The organism is Yinghuangia sp. ASG 101 (assembly GCF_021165735.1).
In the GTDB taxonomy this organism is placed as follows: domain Bacteria; phylum Actinomycetota; class Actinomycetes; order Streptomycetales; family Streptomycetaceae; genus Yinghuangia.
The window spans coordinates 4,028,162-4,043,690 of the sequence record NZ_CP088911.1 but is presented as its reverse complement, the minus strand read 5'-3'; the positions used below and the strand labels follow the sequence as shown (position 1 = coordinate 4,043,690).

Here is a 15,529-nt window from a genome sequence, read left to right as displayed (position 1 = left end):
GCCTCCGTCCCCGGGCACGGCGCTTCCCACAACCGTCAGCAACCGGGGACAGCGTGCTGTTCCCCGCGGCGGTGGTGAGCTACCTCATAGCGGACTCGACGGGCTGCGAGGCCTGTTCGTCCGTTGTGCCCGGGCGGCCGTGGCGACCGGTCGGCCTACTTGCAGAACTTCTTCTCGGCCTCGATGGGATCGGTGGGGATACGCAGCGATGTCCGCGAGAACGCGCCCGTGAGGTTGTCCCAGAACCGCGACCACGACATGGGCGCCCGGGTGGCGCGCCGCAGCTCGGCGATCTCCGCGCATTTCAGCGCGTTGCGGGCGGCGGTGACCTTGGCCGGGTCGAGGTTGCGCATGTCGATGGGCGCGCCCTCGGGAACGAAATCGGCGACGATCCATTCCGGCGGGGTCAGCTTGTCGTGCCCGGACCGGGTCCGGTAGTCGAGTTCGAGATGCGAGCCCAACGGGTTCGCCAATCCGAAGATGTCGATCGCGAGGCCGCTGGTGGGGACGACCACGGCGGGCTGGCCGAGGGCTCCGTACACTATCGAGTCGGTCACCTTGACGTGGTAATTCACGGGGGCCGAGCGGAAGTCGAAGTTCAGCCGCCAGAATTCCTTCGGGTTGTGGTAGTAGGTGAAGAAGACGACCTGCCCGCTCGGGTCTTTCCCGGCCTCCACCCACGCGTTGTGCAGTCCCTTGAGGCGACCGAAGAACGCCGATTTGTAGGCGTCGTCGGTCATCGGGTTTTCCTCGTACGTCCACTGCTGGTACCAGGCCCGAGTGTCCTCGATCATGTTCGGGCCCATCGCCGCGTAGGGCACCCGCAGCGTGATCGCGCACACCGCCGACCACACCGCCACCCCGGCGGCCACGTTCACGTGCAGCGGACGTTTCGGAACCACCATCACCGGCAGCAGCAGCGCGAATGTCCCCGGCAGCAGCAGGCGGCCGTGCATGAAGTCGCCGCCGACCATCGTCACATAGCCGAGCAGCAGGATTCCGGACAGCAGCGCGGCGGTCACCAGCACGAACGTACGCGATTCGAGCCAAGCGCCGTTGCGGGCCAGGAAAAGCGTCGCGACAACGCTCACCAGCAGCAGCACCAGCGGAATCCACAGCACGTACGGATCGAAGTAGTCCGCGAAATACGTCCAGCCGCGGCCCCACTCGCTCTCGCTGCCCTCCTTGGCGATCGCGGTATTCGGCAGCGTCATCCCGTAATAGCCCATACGGAAAATCTGGTACGCGACCGGCAGCGCACCGCCGACGACCAGCAGAAGCAGCAGACGCCGCCACGACGGGCGCATCAGCAGCCAGGCGGCGGCGCCGAACACGATGGTGACGATGGCCAGGTCCGGCCGGACGAGGACGCCGAGGCCCACCAGGAACACCGTGGCCACGGCCCGCCGCAGGGACGTTTGGCGGTCGAGCTTGATCAGCAGGAACCACGTCGTCGCGAGCCACGCGAAGATCAGGCCCATTTCCAGGCCCGAGGTGGCGAAATCCCAGAAGGGCGGCAGAGCCGCGATCACCAGGGCCCCGGCCGGAACCGGCCACCGCGCCCCGGGGCCGCCGGCGTACAGCCGCTGCGCCGCGACACTCGCGACGACCAGGCCGACCACCGTCAGCAGCAGTGAGACATACACGGCCAGCAGCGTGAGTTCGATGCCGGTGGCACCGCCGAGAAGCGCGATCAGCCACGGCCACGCGGTCGACGTCGCCGCCTCGACGCGTTCGCCGACATTGAAGTTGGGACCGTTTCCGGCGAGTATCTGCTCGGATACCCGCACGAAGATCAGGCCGTCGTCGCCTATCCAACGTCTCCGGTAGGCCGAAACCGCGAGAAAGACCGCCGGACCGAACATGGCGACGGCCAGCCAGACCACGCGAGCCCGTTCTCTGGCGGACGGGCTGCTCATTATCGCCGCGGCCTTGGTCGACACGCGTTCGCCCGAAGGCGTCAGCACGCTCACGACGCTTCCCCGATTCCGTGTATCCATTGATCCGTTGAATCCGGCGGCGGCGGTCCGAGCAATCAGCGCCGTACCCGCGGCACCTATCGCGCTCCGGGACGTGCATCGAGGTCGACCGGGCCGCCGCAACGCAAGAAAGCTACACGAATTCCCGTGCTCCCGAAGCGCCGCGTCCCCGGGGAAGACCGCCGAAGCCACCTCACGAAGAACGCTTGACACACCCCGCCGCGTTGCACACTCACACGGACAACTCCACCCCGACACAACGGGTGATCCACCGAAAAACGGCAAGGCCCGCTCTCCTCGCCGAAGAGCGGGCCGATCGCGGTGTCAGATAGGCCGAACCCTCATGCGGCCTATCAAGGGGAGTCGAACCCTCATACGACTCGTTCCGCGGTCCGTACCCCTGACGCACCTCAGGGCAGAGCGCGTCAGGGGACGTCTTGTGTCAGACGGGAGTGCCTCCCGCCTGGTTGTCGCGCAGGTGCGCGGCCTCGCGGGCCAGAGCCTCCACGCGGTGCCAGTCGCGCGCGGCGACGGCGTCGGCCGGCAGCATCCACGAGCCGCCCACGCACGCCACGTTGGGCAGTGCGAGGTAGGCGCGGGCGCGGTCCGGGGTGATCCCGCCGGTGGGGCAGAAGCGCACATCCGGCACCGGCGAGGCCAGTGACTTCAGGTACGGTGCGCCGCCCGCGGCCTCCGCCGGGAAGAACTTCATCTCGCGCACGCCCAGTTCGCGCAGCCGCAGCACCTCGGACACCGTCGCGGTGCCCGGCAGGAACGCGAGCCCGGTGTCGCGCAGCGCGGCGAAGAGCGTGTCGGTGCAGCCCGGGGTCACCAGGAAATTCGCCCCCGCCGCCGCGGCGGCCTTCGCCTGGCCGGGGGTGAGGACCGTCCCGGCGCCGACGTGGGCGCCTTCGACCTCGGCCGCGATGCGCTCGATCGCGCCGAGCGCGGCCTCGGTGCGCAGCGTCACCTCGACGGCCGGAAGACCGCCCGCGACGAGTGCGCGCGCCAGCGGGACGGCGGCGGCGACGTCGTCGACGATGACCACCGGGACGACCGGCGCGAGGTCCAGCGGCGAGCCCGGCGGTGCTTCCCCACGTGTGGTCATGCCGCCACCGCGCTTTCGCTCCCGCTGTGCGTCTCCAGCCAGGCCCGGGCCCCGAGCAGGGCCGGGTAGGGCGCGGTCACCAGCACGGTCGGGATGCGGTGCAGATACGCCGCCATGGTCGGGTTCGTCGTGAAGCCGTCCCGGAACTCGCTCCTGACCAGCAGCTCCGCGATGCGCGGCAGGACGCCGCCGGCCAGGAACACCCCGCCGCGCGCGCCCATCGTCAGGGCCACGCCGCCCGCGAACGTGCCGAGCAGGCGGCAGAACACCTCGATGGTGGCGGTGCACAACTGGTCGGTGCCGGCCAGGGCGCGGGCGGAGATGTCGGCGGGCGACAGCGCCTCCGCGGGCTCGCCGTGCGCGCCGGCGACGTACCGGTAGAGCCGGGTCAGGCCCGGCCCGGACAGCACGTGCTCGGCGGTGACCAGGCCGACGCCTCGTTCGCCGCGCAGCGCGTCGATCGCCTCGGCGTCCTCGCCGTGCCCGGGGCGCAGCAGGATGTGGCCGCCCTCGCCGGGCAGCGGGACCCAGCCGCCGCCGGGCACGGGCACCAGCCCGGCCACGCCGAGCCCGGTCCCGGGGCCGAGGACCGCCATGGGAAGCGCGGTGTCGGGGCGGCGGTCGCCGAGGACGAGGATGTCGTCGTCGCGCAGGTGCGGCAGCGACCACGCCAGCGCCTCGAAGTCGTTGATGAGGCGCAGCTCGTCGACGCCGAGGCGGCAACGGGTCTCGGAGATCGACAGGGCCCACGAGCCGTTGGTGAACCGGAAGTGGTCCCCGGTGACGGGGCCCGCGACGGCGGCGCACATCGCGCTCGGCCGCCCGGCCACGCCCATACCGGAGAGGTACGCGCCGACCGCCGACTCGAGGTCGCGGTGCTCGGCGGTGCGCAGGACCAGGATGCGTTCGGCGCGCCCGCCGGGCCGGGTGATGAGGCCGAAGCGGGCGTTGGTGCCGCCGATGTCGGCGACCAGCCAGGGGCGTTCGGCGGAGGGCAGCGGGAAGGCGTGCGTCATCGCGCGCCTCCCATCGCGTGGTCGAGCGGGCTGCCGATGCTCGCGGCGCCGAGCTCGGCCGGACCGACCCCGTCGCGCAGGACGGCGAACAGCTCGCGTCCGGTGCCGGTCCACGCGTCGGCGGCGGGCGGGGCGCCGGTGATATCGCGGGCGGCGAACGCGTCGGCGGGCAGTTTGACGGTGAGCGTTCCGGTGACGGCGTCGACGGTGATCGCGTCGCCGTCGCGTACGCGGGCGAGCGGCCCGCCCGCGGCGGCTTCGGGCGTGCAGTGGATCGCCGCGGGGATCTTGCCGGACGCGCCGGACAGCCGCCCGTCGGTGACCAGCGCGACCGCGTGCCCCCGGTCCTGGAGCACGCCCAGCGCGGGGATGAGCTTGTGCAGCTCGGGCATGCCGTTGGCGCGGGGGCCCTGGTAGCGGAGCACCGCGACGACGTCGCGGTCCAGCTCGCCGGCCTCGAAGGCGGCGGTGAACGCGCCCTGGCTGTCGAACACGCGCGCGGGAGCGGTGACCGCGTGGTGGTCGGGGGCGACCGCCGAGACCTTGATCACCGCACGGCCGAGGTCGCCGTCGAGCATGCGCAGGCCGCCGTCGGGGGCGAACGGGTCGTCGTACGGCCGCAGCACGTCGGCGTCGAGGCTCTTCTCGGGGCCCGCACGCCACGCGAGCCGGCCGTCCTCCAGGAACGGCTCCTGCCGGTAGCGGTCCAGACCCGGGCCGGCGACCGTGCGTACGTCCGGGTGCAGGAGGCCGCCGTCGAGGAGCGTGCCGATCAGGAAGGCCGTGCCGCCCGCGGCGTGGAAGTGGTTGATGTCCGCCGGGCCGTTGGGGTACATCCGCGCGACCAGCGGGACGGCGGTCGACAGCTCGGCGAAGTCGTCCCAGGTCAGCCGGATGCCCGCGGCGGCGGCGATGGCGACGAGGTGCAGCGTGAGGTTCGTGGAGCCGCCGGTTGCCAGCAGTGCGATGACGGCGTTGACGAGGGCCTTCTCGTCGATGATCTCGGCGATCGGGGTGTACGCGCGGACGAGGGTGTCCGGGTCGCCGAGCGCGGTGGTCGCGGTGACGCGCGCCCCGGCGGCGTCGGTCAGGGCGGCCCGCAGCGGCTGGTCGGGGTGGACGAAGCTCGCGCCCGGCAGATGGAGGCCCAGCACCTCCATGAGGAGCTGGTTCGTGTTGGCGGTGCCGTAGAAGGTGCACGTGCCGATGCCGTGGTAGGCGCTGGCCTCGGCGTCCAGCAGCTCCTCGCGGGTGGCCTTGCCCTCCGCGAAGCGCTGGCGCACGCGCGCCTTCTCCTTGTTGGGCAGGCCCGACGACATCGGCCCGGCCGGCACGAACACCGTCGGCAGGTGGCCGAACGACAGCGCGCCGATCACCAGGCCCGGCACGATCTTGTCGCACACGCCGAGCATGAGCGCGCCGTCGAACATGTCGTGCGCGAGGGCGACCGCGGTGGCCATCGCCACGACGTCGCGCGAGAAGAGGGACAGCTCCATCCCGTCGCGGCCCTGCGTGATGCCGTCGCACATCGCCGGCACACCGCCCGCGAACTGCGCGACGCCGCCGGCCGCGGCGACCGCGGTCTTCAGGCGCTCGGGGTAGTCGCGCAGCGGCTGGTGGGCGGACAGCATGTCGTTGTACGAGGAGACGATCGCCACGTTGGGGCGCACGGGGCCCTGGGGGCCGGCGCCGCGCATCGTCAGCTTCTCCTGCGGAGAGCACGCCGCGAACCCGTGGGCGAAGTTCGCGCAGCCGAGCCCCGTGCGCGCGGGGCGCCGCGACGCCGCGGCCGTCACCCGCTCCACGTACGCCTCCCGCGTGGCGGCACTGCGACGGGCGATGCGCTCCGTCACCGCGGCCACGGTCGGGTGGATCGTCTGCTCGTTCACGTCTCGCTGCCCCTCGGGAAACTTTCCAGGGATCAAACTATGGTCACTTTTGCTTGATGGCAAGCAAAAGGGTGACGTTCGGGCGTAGAAGAAGTGAACTTCGGGCTTTGACCGGGGTAAAAGGGTGCTGGTTCACTAGTCCGTATGGCTCGACGCGCTAACCCCCTTCCGCACAGCAGCGCGGGCGACGTCCTGCAGTTGGTGCGGGACGGCGAGGCCGCGACGCGAGCCGATGTCGCCCGCCTGACCGGATTGTCGCGTTCCGCGGTCGCCGCGCGCGTCGACGACCTCGTGGCGGCCGGCCTGCTCGCGGAGCGCGCGGACGGCGTCTCGACCGGCGGACGCCCCCCGATGCGCCTGGAGTTGAACGCCGGGGGCGGTGTGGTGCTGGCCGCGTCCCTCGGCACCAGCCGCGGGCAGCTCGCGGTGTGCGACCTGACCGGCACGGTGCTGGCGACGCGCGACACGGCGATGGCGGCGGGCAGCGGCCCGGAGGCGGTGCTGTCGCGACTGCCCGACTGGTTCGACGCGTTGCTGGCGGACGAGGGGTACGCGCCCGAGTCGGTGCGCGGCATCGGCGTCGCGGTCCCGGGCACCGTGGAGTTGGCCACCGGCCGGGCCGTCGGCCCGCCGAGCCTGCCGGGCTGGGACGGTGTCGCGATCGCGCCCGCGCTGCGGCGGCGCTGGCCGGTGCCGGTATATGTGGACAACGACGTGAACGTCATGGCGCTGGGCGAGTACCGGACGCGCGGCGGTGTCGGGGACCTGGTCTTCGTCAAGGTCTCCACGGGCATCGGCGCGGGGATCGTCTCCAAGGGGCGTGTCTACCGGGGAGCGCTCGGTGCGGCCGGCGAGATAGGGCACATCCCCGTCGCGGGGGGCCGGGGCGTGCGGTGCTGGTGCGGCAACGTCGACTGCCTCGAAGTGCTCGCGAGTGGCCGCCACTTGATCGAGACGCTGGCGGGGCACGGCGCGTCGGTGTCCGGAGTGCGCGATGTCGTCGCGCTGGCCGGTGTGGGGCATCCGGAGGCGGTCCGCCTGGTCCGCGAGTCCGGGCGGCTGCTCGGCGAGGTCCTGGCCAGCGTGGTCAACGTCCTCAACCCGGACGTGGTGGTGCTCGGCGGCGACCTGGCGGAGGCCGGGGATCCGCTGCTGGCGGGCGTGCGCGAGGTGGTCTACCGCCGCTCGACGGCCGTGGCCACCCGTGAACTCAAGATCGTCGCCAGCCGCCTCGGTGAACAGGCCGGCCTCGCGGGCTGCGGCTTCCTCGCCCTCGACCGCATCCTCGCCCCGGAGGCCGTCGACGCGACGCTGGCGAGGTACGCGGCCCAAAGCCGCCCGGTGGACGACGCGGTTCCGGCCTGAGAGACGCCGCGAGGCCGTTCGGGCAACGGGGGCCGGTGAGGCGGGCGGGACCGCGGGCGGTCTTTGCGGCTCGGTCGGCATGGGAGAACCACGCACACGCGCGTGCCCGGACGGGGCCTGCCGCCCGACGGCCTTTCCGCTCGTCGGACCGCACGCCCGGTTGCCTGCCCGCACGCCCAGCCGACCGCCTGCCCACGTGCCCGCCCGGTTCGGCATGTGACCCACGCACGCGCGCTAGATGAATGAGTCCAAGGGGTGTGGTCACGGTTAGTGGTCGTAGGCGGTCATTGATCGTTTGATGGGTTGTCCGGTCTTGTCGTTGTGCCAGATCGCGGCCGTGAGCGCGAGGATGCGGCTCAGAACGCGGACGGCCGCCCCTGCGGGGCTTTTGCCGCCGTGTCGTTCCAGGTCGAGCTGGCCTTTGAGTGTCTGGTTGATCGACTCGATGACCTGCCGGAGCGGTTTGAACAGGTGTGCTCCGGCCCGTTCGGGTTCGCCCTTGCGGGCCGGCCGCAGCAGGACCAGGTGACGTTCGGTGAGGTCGCGTTCGAACTCGCGGCCGTAGTAGTGCCTGTCGCCGATGATCGTCTGGCCCGGGTGGGCGGCCATGACGTCGGGGGCTGTGTCGAGCATGTCGCGCAGGGTCTCGCGTTCGTCGGCCTTGGCGCCGGTCAGCGCGAACAGGACCGGCAGGCCGCCGAGGGTGCAGACCAGGTGCAGCCGCAGGCCCCAGAAGTACCGCGAGTGCGACGCGCAGTAGCCGTACTGGGCCCAGCCGGCCAGGTCCGAGCGTTTCGCGGTCTCGCGCGAGCAGCCGCAGCCGACCGGGGTGGAGTCGACCAGCCACACGTCGTCGCTCCACAAGGTCGTGTCGGTCGCCAGGATGCGGATCATGTGGATGAACAGCGACGATGCCGCCCGCAGCCGCTTGCCGTACCCGGACTGCCGGGGCACGTACGGGAACAGGCCGCGGAAGTCCTTGTCGACCCGGCGGATCCAACGCCGCTCGGACGTGTAGCCGAGCAGCGCCGACATGACCGCCAGCGTGAGCAACTCGGCGTCACTGAGCGTGGGCGCGAACCCGACCTTCGGGCGCGGCGGCGCCAGTTCCGGCGAAGCCTTCAAGGTGTCGTCGATCCGGGCATAGAGTGCAGTCGCGAGGGTGTCCAAGTCTTGCATCACAACACGACTGTGGACGCCCTCGCTTCATGTCCGCAGGCAATCCCTTGGACTCATTCATCTAGCGGACGGGGTCGGCCGCGCGCGATCGCCTTTCCCGCTCGCCCGCTCGCCCGCTCGCCCGCTTGCTCGCCCGCCCGCTTGCTCGCCCGGCCGCCGCTTCGGGCTGCAGGGAGGTGGGTGCAGCTCACGGTTGGCGGCCCGGAACCGCGGATCGGTGGGTCACCCAGGCCCGGGAATGTTGACGGCTCAACTACTGTTGTCGGTGTCAGCCCCGGGGATACCGGGTCCGGAAGCCGAGGAGGACTCCATGCCTGCCGTGACGGTGGAAAACCCGTTGGCCCTGCCGCGCCTGCACAAGCCCGCCGAAGGGAGTCGGCCGCGCACCGTGGTCCAGGTGGCCACCGCGCCCAGTGGTCTGGAAGGGGAGGGCTTCCCGGTGCGCCGCGCGTTCGCGGGCGTCGACCAGGCCCGGCTCGACCCGTTCATCATGATGGACCAGATGGGCGAGGTGGATTACGCGCCCGGTGAGCCCAAAGGCACGCCCTGGCACCCGCACCGCGGCTTCGAGACGGTCACGTACCTCATCGACGGAACCTTCCGCCACCAGGACTCCGCCGGTGGCGGCGGCCTCATCACCGACGGCGACACACAGTGGATGACCGCCGGGTCGGGACTGCTGCACATCGAGGCGCCGCCGGAGGAACTGGTCGTCAGCGGCGGCCTGTTCCACGGGATCCAGCTGTGGGTCAACCTGCCGTCGGCGAAGAAGATGAGCGACCCGCGCTACCAGGACATCCGGTCCGGCAGTGTCAAGCTGCTGAGCACCGACGACGGCGGCGCGCTGGTGCGGCTGATCGCGGGGTCGGTCGCCGGGTTCGACGGGCCGGGCATCACGCACACGCCGATCACGCTGATCCACGCGTCGGTGAGTCCGGGCGCGCGGCTCGAACTCCCGTGGCAGCCCGAGTACAACGCGTTGGTCTACGCGCTGTCGGGGGCGGGTACGGTCGGTGCCGAGCAGCGTCCGCTCCGGGGCGGGCAGACGGCGGTGTTCGGCGACGGGGACGCGATCGAACTGCGCGCCGACGCCCGGCAGCAGGGCAACACGCCGAACCTGGAGGTGATCATCCTCGGCGGCCTGCCCATTGGTGAGGAAATCGCCTGGTACGGACCGTTCGTGATGAACACACACGCCGAACTCGCCCAGGCCTTCGACGATTTCCGGTCGGGTCGGATGGGCAACATCCCTGCGGGACAGGTCTGACCGGACCGGCCCCGGGGGAGCCGTTGTCGAGGCAGCCGCGCAGGCGGGGCCGCGGGCACGACGCCCGCGGCCCCGTTTGCGTTGTCGGTCGGCGGTGGCTCGCGCATGGCGTGGAATAGTCGTCAAATCTGCACATGGATCTGACGGTTAGTCAGGTGCCTTAAGCTGTCCGGGTGGTGCACGGGAGCGCATACGCAGGTCATGGCGTGCGCCGCTACGTGCACCCCTTGACGGTGCCCGACCGGCTGGCCACACTGAGCAAGGCCAACCGGTACATACCGGTTTGTAGGAGTATGCATCTCATTCCACGGGGGGAGTGGGAGCGAATGAACAGCCGTACTACCGCGACAGCCACCCGGGAGCGGAAGATGTCTCAGGTGAGGGACGAGTCGCGACAGCGGGCGGGAGGCGCGGGCTGATGGCCGACTCGCCGTGGCGGAAGAGCATTCGCGAAAGCACCGTCAAAAACCGTGTGAACAGCGCCAATTGGCTGGCCAGGACGATCGTCCACTCGGATGTCCTCACCGCGGCGATCCTCGGTGCGGCGGCCGTCGTCGCGGTGATCTTCCACCTGCGCGGAAACAACTCCAAGGGCGAGTGGCTCGGCATCGCCATCGCTCTTCCGTGGGTGCTCGCGGCCCTGCGCCACCGGCGCATCTGCAACCCCTGCCCGCACGGTGGAAAGGGCGGCGGAGCGTGAGCGGGACCGGCTCCGGAGGGAACGGCAAGCGCTTCGGCTGGGGAGCCGGCCGCCGCACGCCCAAACCCGCGCCCTCGCCGACGCCCGCACCCCGGCCGCGCCCCGCGTGGCGGCCCAAGGGCACGCCCCAGGTGCCCGGTTCGTCGGCGTCCGGCGGCACGTCGGGCGGCATCGCCGGCGGAACACCGCCGCGCCGCAACGCGCCGCCGTCGCGCGGCACCGGCCCCCGGACGACACGGACGACGCGCCCGGCACGCGGCACCGACGCCGCCAAGCAGGGCGCCGGGCCGGAAGCCGACGGCACCGCGGCCGGCAAGGCCCCCGGCAAGGACGGCCCACGACGCCGCCTGCCCGGGCAGTTGCTCCCCGGACGCAACACCGGCACCGACGGCGAGCAGACCGGCCCCCAGGCGAACGCCCCCGAGGAGTCGGCCCGACGCGGCTGGAGCGTGCCGGGCACGTACACCGCCGTCGACTACTTCATGGCCATTCCGGGGTTCGCCGTCGCCTACTACGGCGGCCAGTTGATCCGCGAATGCGCCGTGGAGACGCGGGGCATGGTCGCGTTCGCCCTGTGGCTCGTCATCGGTTTCTGGGTGACGCTGGCGACCGCGCGCTGGCCGACGCTGCGCATGCTGCGCTGGGCGTGGGTCCTCGCGGGGGTCCTCGGCGCAGTTTGGACTCCCGGATGAGGCCCGGCAGTCCACAGCCCGTGAACCGGCGGTGAATTCAGTGGCGAAATCACCGTTGCGAAAAGCACGCCACCCCATGAGCCGGGGTAGGCCACCGCACACAGGGATCCACAGCGCTGGACCGGAGGGGAACCATGAACACGCCACTCGCCGCCTTCATCGCCGCACCCGAGGACACCACGACGGTGGGTCAAGGGGTGACGATCGGCGTCCCGATCATCATCATCTTCATCCTCTTCTACATGGTGACCCACAAGGGTTACAAGATGGGTGGGTTGATCCTCGCGTTCGTGGCCGGCGTCATGCTGTCCGGGACCGCCGCCGCGGGGTCGCTGTCGCAGCTCGTCGAGGCCGTCGTCAACGCGGGTGTCAACGGCGTCACCGACGTCTTCCGCTGACCGGTTCCGACCGGCGCGGTCGGCCGTAGGGCGGAACGGCCGTATGGGGAGCGCCGTGTGTGTGACTCCGGAGGCCGGTGAGCCGGTGAGCCGGTGCGTCGGCGACGCAACGCACGTTCGGTCCGGGTGCGGCCTCGGCACGCGCCCGTCCCGGGAATCGTCGGAAGGACCCGCACGCCATGCCCCTGATCGGCCCTGCCTCGGGGGCGGACCTGCACATCATGACGTTCAACCTGCGCGGCCCCGAGGACCCGGCGCCGCACCGGTGGACGGACCGGCGTCCGGTGGTCGAGGACCTGCTGCGCACCGAGCGGCCGACCATCCTCGGGACGCAGGAGGGCCGTTGGCCGCACATTCGCGACCTGGCCGAGGCGCTGCGGCCCACCCACGACTGGGTCGGCCTGGGGCGCTCGGGCGGCAGTAGATCCGAATACACCGCGATCTTCTACGACTTCGCGCGACTGGAATTGCTCGCATACGACCATGTCTGGTTGTCATCGATTCCGAAACTGATCGGTTCTCGTACGTGGGGCAATATCCAGCATCCGCGCATGCTGACCTGGGCGGCGTTCCGCGACCGGGTGACGACCCGCGAATTCGCCGTGGTGAACACGCACTTCGACCACTTCTCGGCACTCGCCCGAGCGCGCAGCGCACATCTCGTACGCCGCCTCGCGCGCACGCTGCACCGCGCCCGGCGCCCGGTCCTGCTGACCGGCGACTTCAACGCGGGACCGGACGCACGGCCGTACGAAGTCCTCACCCACGACGGGCTGTTCCGCGACGCGTGGACCGGTGCCCGCGAACGGCTCGGCCCCGACGTGCGGACCTGGAACGGCTACGCGGACCCCGTGCCGGGGGAACGGATCGACTGGATCCTGGCCGACCGGCGCTGGGCGGTCGAGCGCGCGGCGGTGAACACGGCGCGGCCGGAGGGCCTGCACCCGTCGGACCACTGGCCCGTGCAGGCGCTGGTCAGGCAGGTGTAGCGGGCTCGGCCGACAGGTCCGTATTCGCGTCGCCGGGGGCCTCCCGCGCGCGGAACTCCCGGACCACCTCGATCAATCCGACGATGTGCGCGTTGAACGCGTCGAGTTCGTCGGCGGGCACCCACAGTTCGAGGATCGTCGCGCCGCCCGCCCGGCGTACCGGGTAGCGGGCCAGGAACGCGGTGTCCACCGCGAAGCGCGTCACGAACCCCGCCCCGCTCGCCGGGACGTTCCAGTCGCGCGCGATGCGGACGGCGTAGTCCTCGTTGAGCACGGGGTAGAAGATCGGCTGCTCGGGCAGCCGGGGCGGCCACGCGCGCCACCCGGAGGCCGCCACGAGCGCCAGCTCGTCGGGGCCGGTGGGGCGCCACAGGGTGGTCGTCGCGGCGGTCGCGCGCCGGGGGTCTCGGGGCATCGTCCACTCCGGTTGCTCTCAGGGTGAGAACAAGTGTCCCGGTCGGGCGCGCGGGTGGCGAGTCGTTTTCCGGGCGGCGTCCGGAGCGGCCACGTCAGTTGGTGCTCCGCAGGTGGATGTCGTGGTCGGCGGGGGTGTCGCGGTCGTGGGCCTCGGGCTGGTTCCAGCGTCGGGCGGCGCGTTCGCCGAGCGTGTTGACGCGGTTCGTCCAACCCGGCGTCGCGGAGCGGGCCGCGGTGCCCGCGACCTCGCCACCGTCCTCGCCCGCGGCGGCCTCCGGGAGTACGCGCGACGCCAGCGCCATCAGGCGCACGGTGGTCGCGGGCGCGAGGCCGTGCAGGCGGACGGCGGCCTTCGCGGCGGGCGTGAGCACGATCTCCGGACGCCGCCGGGCCGCACCCCGGACGATCGTGCGGGCCGCGCGCTCCGCGTTCATCGACAGCAGCGGCATGGACGCGGCGGCCGAGAACCACGCGTACTCGCGCTCGAACCGTCCGCCGAACCGCGCGGAGCGATGCGATCCGGTGCGCATGAGCCCGGGGACGACGGTGGTCACCGAGACTCCCGTGCCCCGCAGCTCCGCCCGCAGGCCCTCCGAGAAGCCGACGGCCGCGAACTTCGCGCAGGCGTAGGGCAGGAGGTGGGGTGGCACGACGCGTCCCCCGATCGAGGTGATGTTGACGATGCGGCCCTCCCGCTGCGCGCGCATCGCGGGGAGGAGCGCGAGGGTCAGGCGCATCGGGCCCGTGAACATCACGTTCATGGACGACTCGAACTGCTCGGGCGTCACGCCCTCGACGGGGGCGACGGTGACCACGCCCGCGTTGTTGACCAGGATGTCGACGGTGCCGAGCTGATCGGTCACCATCTCGGCGAGCCGGTCGACCTGGTTCGGTACGCCGATGTCGCAGACGAAACTGGCGACTTCGCGCCCCGTATCGCGGCGGATGATGCGGCCGGCCCTGGTCAGCTCGTCCTCGTCGCGGGCGCAGATGGCGACGTCGGCGCCTTGGTCGGCGAGTTCGCGGGCGATGAGCAGGCCGAGTCCGCGCGAACCCCCGGTGACCAGGGCGGTCTTGCCGGTCAGGTCCTGGTCCGGGTCACGGTCGCGTGCCCCTGCCTCGCGCGTCGGCCCCACGCGCGTCGAGCCTTCCCGCGGCCGGTTGTCTCCGGTTCCGGCGTCCCGCGACGACGGCTTGCGCCCACCCATGAAACGACCTCCCGAGGTCTCGTGGCCTGTCTCGTGCCCTGAGAGGCGGCTGTCCGGCCGAGTCCGGGCGAAACGGGCGGATGGAGGAGTGGGGGTGGGGGGCGGGGTCCGGTCGGTGGTGCCGGGCGGGGGGATTGCGGGCGTGCCGGTCGGGGCCTCGTGTTGTGTCCGGTCGCCGGTGCGCGGTCAGTGGCGTGTCGCGGCGCGGCGGCGGAGGCCGGCGACCGTGCCGAGCACGCCGAGCGCGCCGCATCCGATCGCGAACCAGACCCAGGCCGGTGTGGCGTGCGCGTCGCCGTCCGCTTTCGCCCCGGCGTGCGGCGCGTCGAAGGGGCCGTCGGCGGGGGCCGCGCTCGTGGACGGCGCGGGCGACGCGTCGGGGGTGCTCGCGGCTGGTGACGACGGCGGCGGTTGGGGGGCGGGGGAGCCGGCGGCCGGGGGCGCGGCGGGCGGTGCCGGGTTGCGTACCGAGTCCGGCCGGTTTTCGCCGGTGAGGGTGACGCGCCACAACTCGCTGTTCTTGCCTTCGCTGCCGAAGACGACCGACGCGCCGTCCGGGCTGAAGGTGACCGACTCGCCCTGTTTCTGCCGGGGGGTCTCCACGCGGCCGATCCCGTCGCCGGGTGCCGCGAACATGTTCGCGGTGAAGTAGCCGCGCAGGATGAAGCGGCTGCCGTCGGGTGCGTACGCTCCGTCGGTCACCAGCGACGGAGCGTCGGCGATGCGGCCGAACGTGGTGACGACGCCTTCGCGCAAGGGCCCCTTGGGGCTGTACAGGCCCGCGCCGAAGAGCCCTTTGCTCGCGATCGTGACCTGGCCCGTGACCGGGTGGACGAGCAGGGCCTCGGCGTCGCGCGGGCCGCCGTCGTACGCGATGGGGTAGCGCGTCGGGGTGACGGTGGTGTCGCGCAGGATCTCCGGTTCGGGGATGCGATAGATCGAGACATCGTCGCGCTTCGCGTCGTTGTCGCCGATGTCGCCGACGAACAGCGCCGGAGCCCCGTTCTCGTCCTTGCCGGACGCCATCGCCTCCCAGTCGACCGCCTTCACCCCGGCCAGCGTGACGGTCGCCTTGACCTGCCCGTCGGGCCCGACGGCGTACAGCTGGGCCGTGCCGCCGCTGTCGTTGTGCGTCCAGAAGACCCCGGGGTGCCGTGCGCTGGCGGCGAGCCCGCTCGATTCGGTGATGCGGGGGTCGCCGATGGTCAGCACCCTGTCGGCGGCGTGCGCGCCCGGCGTCGCTCCGGCCAGGCACAACGCCACCGCTCCCGCGACCGTCATCACGCGCCTCATGCGCTCAGCTTTCCAGCTTCGGCGCGCTG

General features: G+C 71.9%; 14 protein-coding genes. 6 read left to right on the top strand and 8 right to left on the bottom strand.

From position 1 onward, the window contains the following. Nucleotides 1–155: 155 nt before the first annotated feature. From LO772_RS17280 to edd, 4 genes are all read right to left on the bottom strand, one after another. The gene (locus LO772_RS17280; protein ID WP_231779299.1) at nucleotides 156–1,973 is read right to left on the bottom strand and encodes a hypothetical protein; all 1,818 of its coding nucleotides are present in this window, start codon (nucleotides 1,971–1,973) and stop codon (nucleotides 156–158) included. Between the two features lie 448 nt (nucleotides 1,974–2,421). Next, nucleotides 2,422–3,087, bottom strand: coding sequence for a bifunctional 4-hydroxy-2-oxoglutarate aldolase/2-dehydro-3-deoxy-phosphogluconate aldolase (gene eda / locus LO772_RS17275; protein WP_231779298.1), 666 nt, complete (start codon nucleotides 3,085–3,087; stop codon nucleotides 2,422–2,424). Beyond that, the gene (gene glk / locus LO772_RS17270; protein WP_231779297.1) at nucleotides 3,084–4,103 is read right to left on the bottom strand and encodes a glucokinase; all 1,020 of its coding nucleotides are present in this window, start codon (nucleotides 4,101–4,103) and stop codon (nucleotides 3,084–3,086) included. The genes eda and glk overlap by 4 nt, the downstream gene beginning before the upstream one ends. Beyond that, the gene (edd, locus tag LO772_RS17265; protein WP_231779296.1) at nucleotides 4,100–5,992 is read right to left on the bottom strand and encodes a phosphogluconate dehydratase; all 1,893 of its coding nucleotides are present in this window, start codon (nucleotides 5,990–5,992) and stop codon (nucleotides 4,100–4,102) included. The genes glk and edd overlap by 4 nt, the downstream gene beginning before the upstream one ends. Before the next feature lie 144 nt (nucleotides 5,993–6,136). Between edd and LO772_RS17260 the strand changes: the two genes are divergently transcribed. Beyond that, nucleotides 6,137–7,357 (top strand): ROK family transcriptional regulator, encoded by a 1,221-nt coding sequence (locus tag LO772_RS17260; RefSeq protein WP_231779295.1) that lies wholly within the window; start codon nucleotides 6,137–6,139, stop codon nucleotides 7,355–7,357. A gap of 267 nt (nucleotides 7,358–7,624) precedes the next feature. Here LO772_RS17260 and LO772_RS17255 read toward each other — a convergent pair whose 3' ends face one another. Then, on the bottom strand, nucleotides 7,625–8,539 hold the full coding sequence (locus LO772_RS17255; protein WP_231773292.1) for an IS982 family transposase: 915 nt from the start codon (nucleotides 8,537–8,539) through the stop codon (nucleotides 7,625–7,627). Nucleotides 8,540–8,846: 307 nt separating this feature from the next. Here LO772_RS17255 and LO772_RS17250 point away from each other — a divergent pair, with 307 nt between their 5' ends. The 5 genes from LO772_RS17250 to LO772_RS17230 all read left to right on the top strand — a co-directional run bounded on the left by LO772_RS17250 (nucleotide 8,847) and on the right by LO772_RS17230 (nucleotide 12,582). Further along, complete coding sequence (locus tag LO772_RS17250) at nucleotides 8,847–9,803, top strand: pirin family protein (RefSeq protein WP_231779294.1); 957 nt, start codon at nucleotides 8,847–8,849, stop codon at nucleotides 9,801–9,803. A 472-nt stretch (nucleotides 9,804–10,275) separates the two neighbouring features. Then, a complete protein-coding gene (locus LO772_RS17245; RefSeq protein ID WP_231779293.1) occupies nucleotides 10,276–10,503 on the top strand; it encodes a hypothetical protein in 228 nt (75 codons plus the stop codon). Further along, the gene (locus LO772_RS17240) at nucleotides 10,500–11,195 is read left to right on the top strand and encodes a hypothetical protein (protein ID WP_231779292.1); all 696 of its coding nucleotides are present in this window, start codon (nucleotides 10,500–10,502) and stop codon (nucleotides 11,193–11,195) included. The genes LO772_RS17245 and LO772_RS17240 overlap by 4 nt, the downstream gene beginning before the upstream one ends. Nucleotides 11,196–11,329: 134 nt before the next feature. Beyond that, nucleotides 11,330–11,593 carry a hypothetical protein gene (locus LO772_RS17235; RefSeq protein WP_231779291.1) on the top strand — a complete coding sequence of 88 codons (264 nt, stop codon included), beginning with the start codon at nucleotides 11,330–11,332 and terminating at the stop codon, nucleotides 11,591–11,593. Nucleotides 11,594–11,772: 179 nt separating this feature from the next. Further along, the gene (locus LO772_RS17230) at nucleotides 11,773–12,582 is read left to right on the top strand and encodes an endonuclease/exonuclease/phosphatase family protein (protein ID WP_231779290.1); all 810 of its coding nucleotides are present in this window, start codon (nucleotides 11,773–11,775) and stop codon (nucleotides 12,580–12,582) included. On the opposite strand, the gene LO772_RS17225 is transcribed toward LO772_RS17230, so the two are convergent. The 3 genes from LO772_RS17225 to LO772_RS17215 form a co-directional block, all read right to left on the bottom strand. After that, on the bottom strand, nucleotides 12,569–12,997 hold the full coding sequence (locus LO772_RS17225; RefSeq protein WP_231779289.1) for an ADP-ribosylation/crystallin J1: 429 nt from the start codon (nucleotides 12,995–12,997) through the stop codon (nucleotides 12,569–12,571). The genes LO772_RS17230 and LO772_RS17225 overlap by 14 nt on opposite strands. A gap of 94 nt (nucleotides 12,998–13,091) precedes the next feature. Then, complete coding sequence (locus LO772_RS17220) at nucleotides 13,092–14,207, bottom strand: SDR family NAD(P)-dependent oxidoreductase (protein WP_231779288.1); 1,116 nt, start codon at nucleotides 14,205–14,207, stop codon at nucleotides 13,092–13,094. Nucleotides 14,208–14,393: 186 nt separating this feature from the next. Continuing rightward, nucleotides 14,394–15,500: a hypothetical protein gene (locus LO772_RS17215; RefSeq protein ID WP_231779287.1), complete on the bottom strand. Its 1,107-nt coding sequence runs from the start codon at nucleotides 15,498–15,500 to the stop codon at nucleotides 14,394–14,396. Between the last annotated feature and the right edge of the window lie 29 nt (nucleotides 15,501–15,529).

Coding starts and splice junctions, on each gene's coding strand:
- LO772_RS17250 (WP_231779294.1), top strand. CDS start 8,847: ATGCCTGCCGTGACGGTGGAAAACCCGTTGGCCCTGCCGCGCCTGCAC.
- LO772_RS17215 (WP_231779287.1), bottom strand. CDS start 15,500: ATGAGGCGCGTGATGACGGTCGCGGGAGCGGTGGCGTTGTGCCTGGCC.
- LO772_RS17230 (WP_231779290.1), top strand. CDS start 11,773: ATGCCCCTGATCGGCCCTGCCTCGGGGGCGGACCTGCACATCATGACG.
- LO772_RS17225 (WP_231779289.1), bottom strand. CDS start 12,997: ATGCCCCGAGACCCCCGGCGCGCGACCGCCGCGACGACCACCCTGTGG.
- LO772_RS17235 (WP_231779291.1), top strand. CDS start 11,330: ATGAACACGCCACTCGCCGCCTTCATCGCCGCACCCGAGGACACCACG.
- LO772_RS17220 (WP_231779288.1), bottom strand. CDS start 14,207: ATGGGTGGGCGCAAGCCGTCGTCGCGGGACGCCGGAACCGGAGACAAC.
- LO772_RS17260 (WP_231779295.1), top strand. CDS start 6,137: ATGGCTCGACGCGCTAACCCCCTTCCGCACAGCAGCGCGGGCGACGTC.
- glk (WP_231779297.1), bottom strand. CDS start 4,103: ATGACGCACGCCTTCCCGCTGCCCTCCGCCGAACGCCCCTGGCTGGTC.
- eda (WP_231779298.1), bottom strand. CDS start 3,087: ATGACCACACGTGGGGAAGCACCGCCGGGCTCGCCGCTGGACCTCGCG.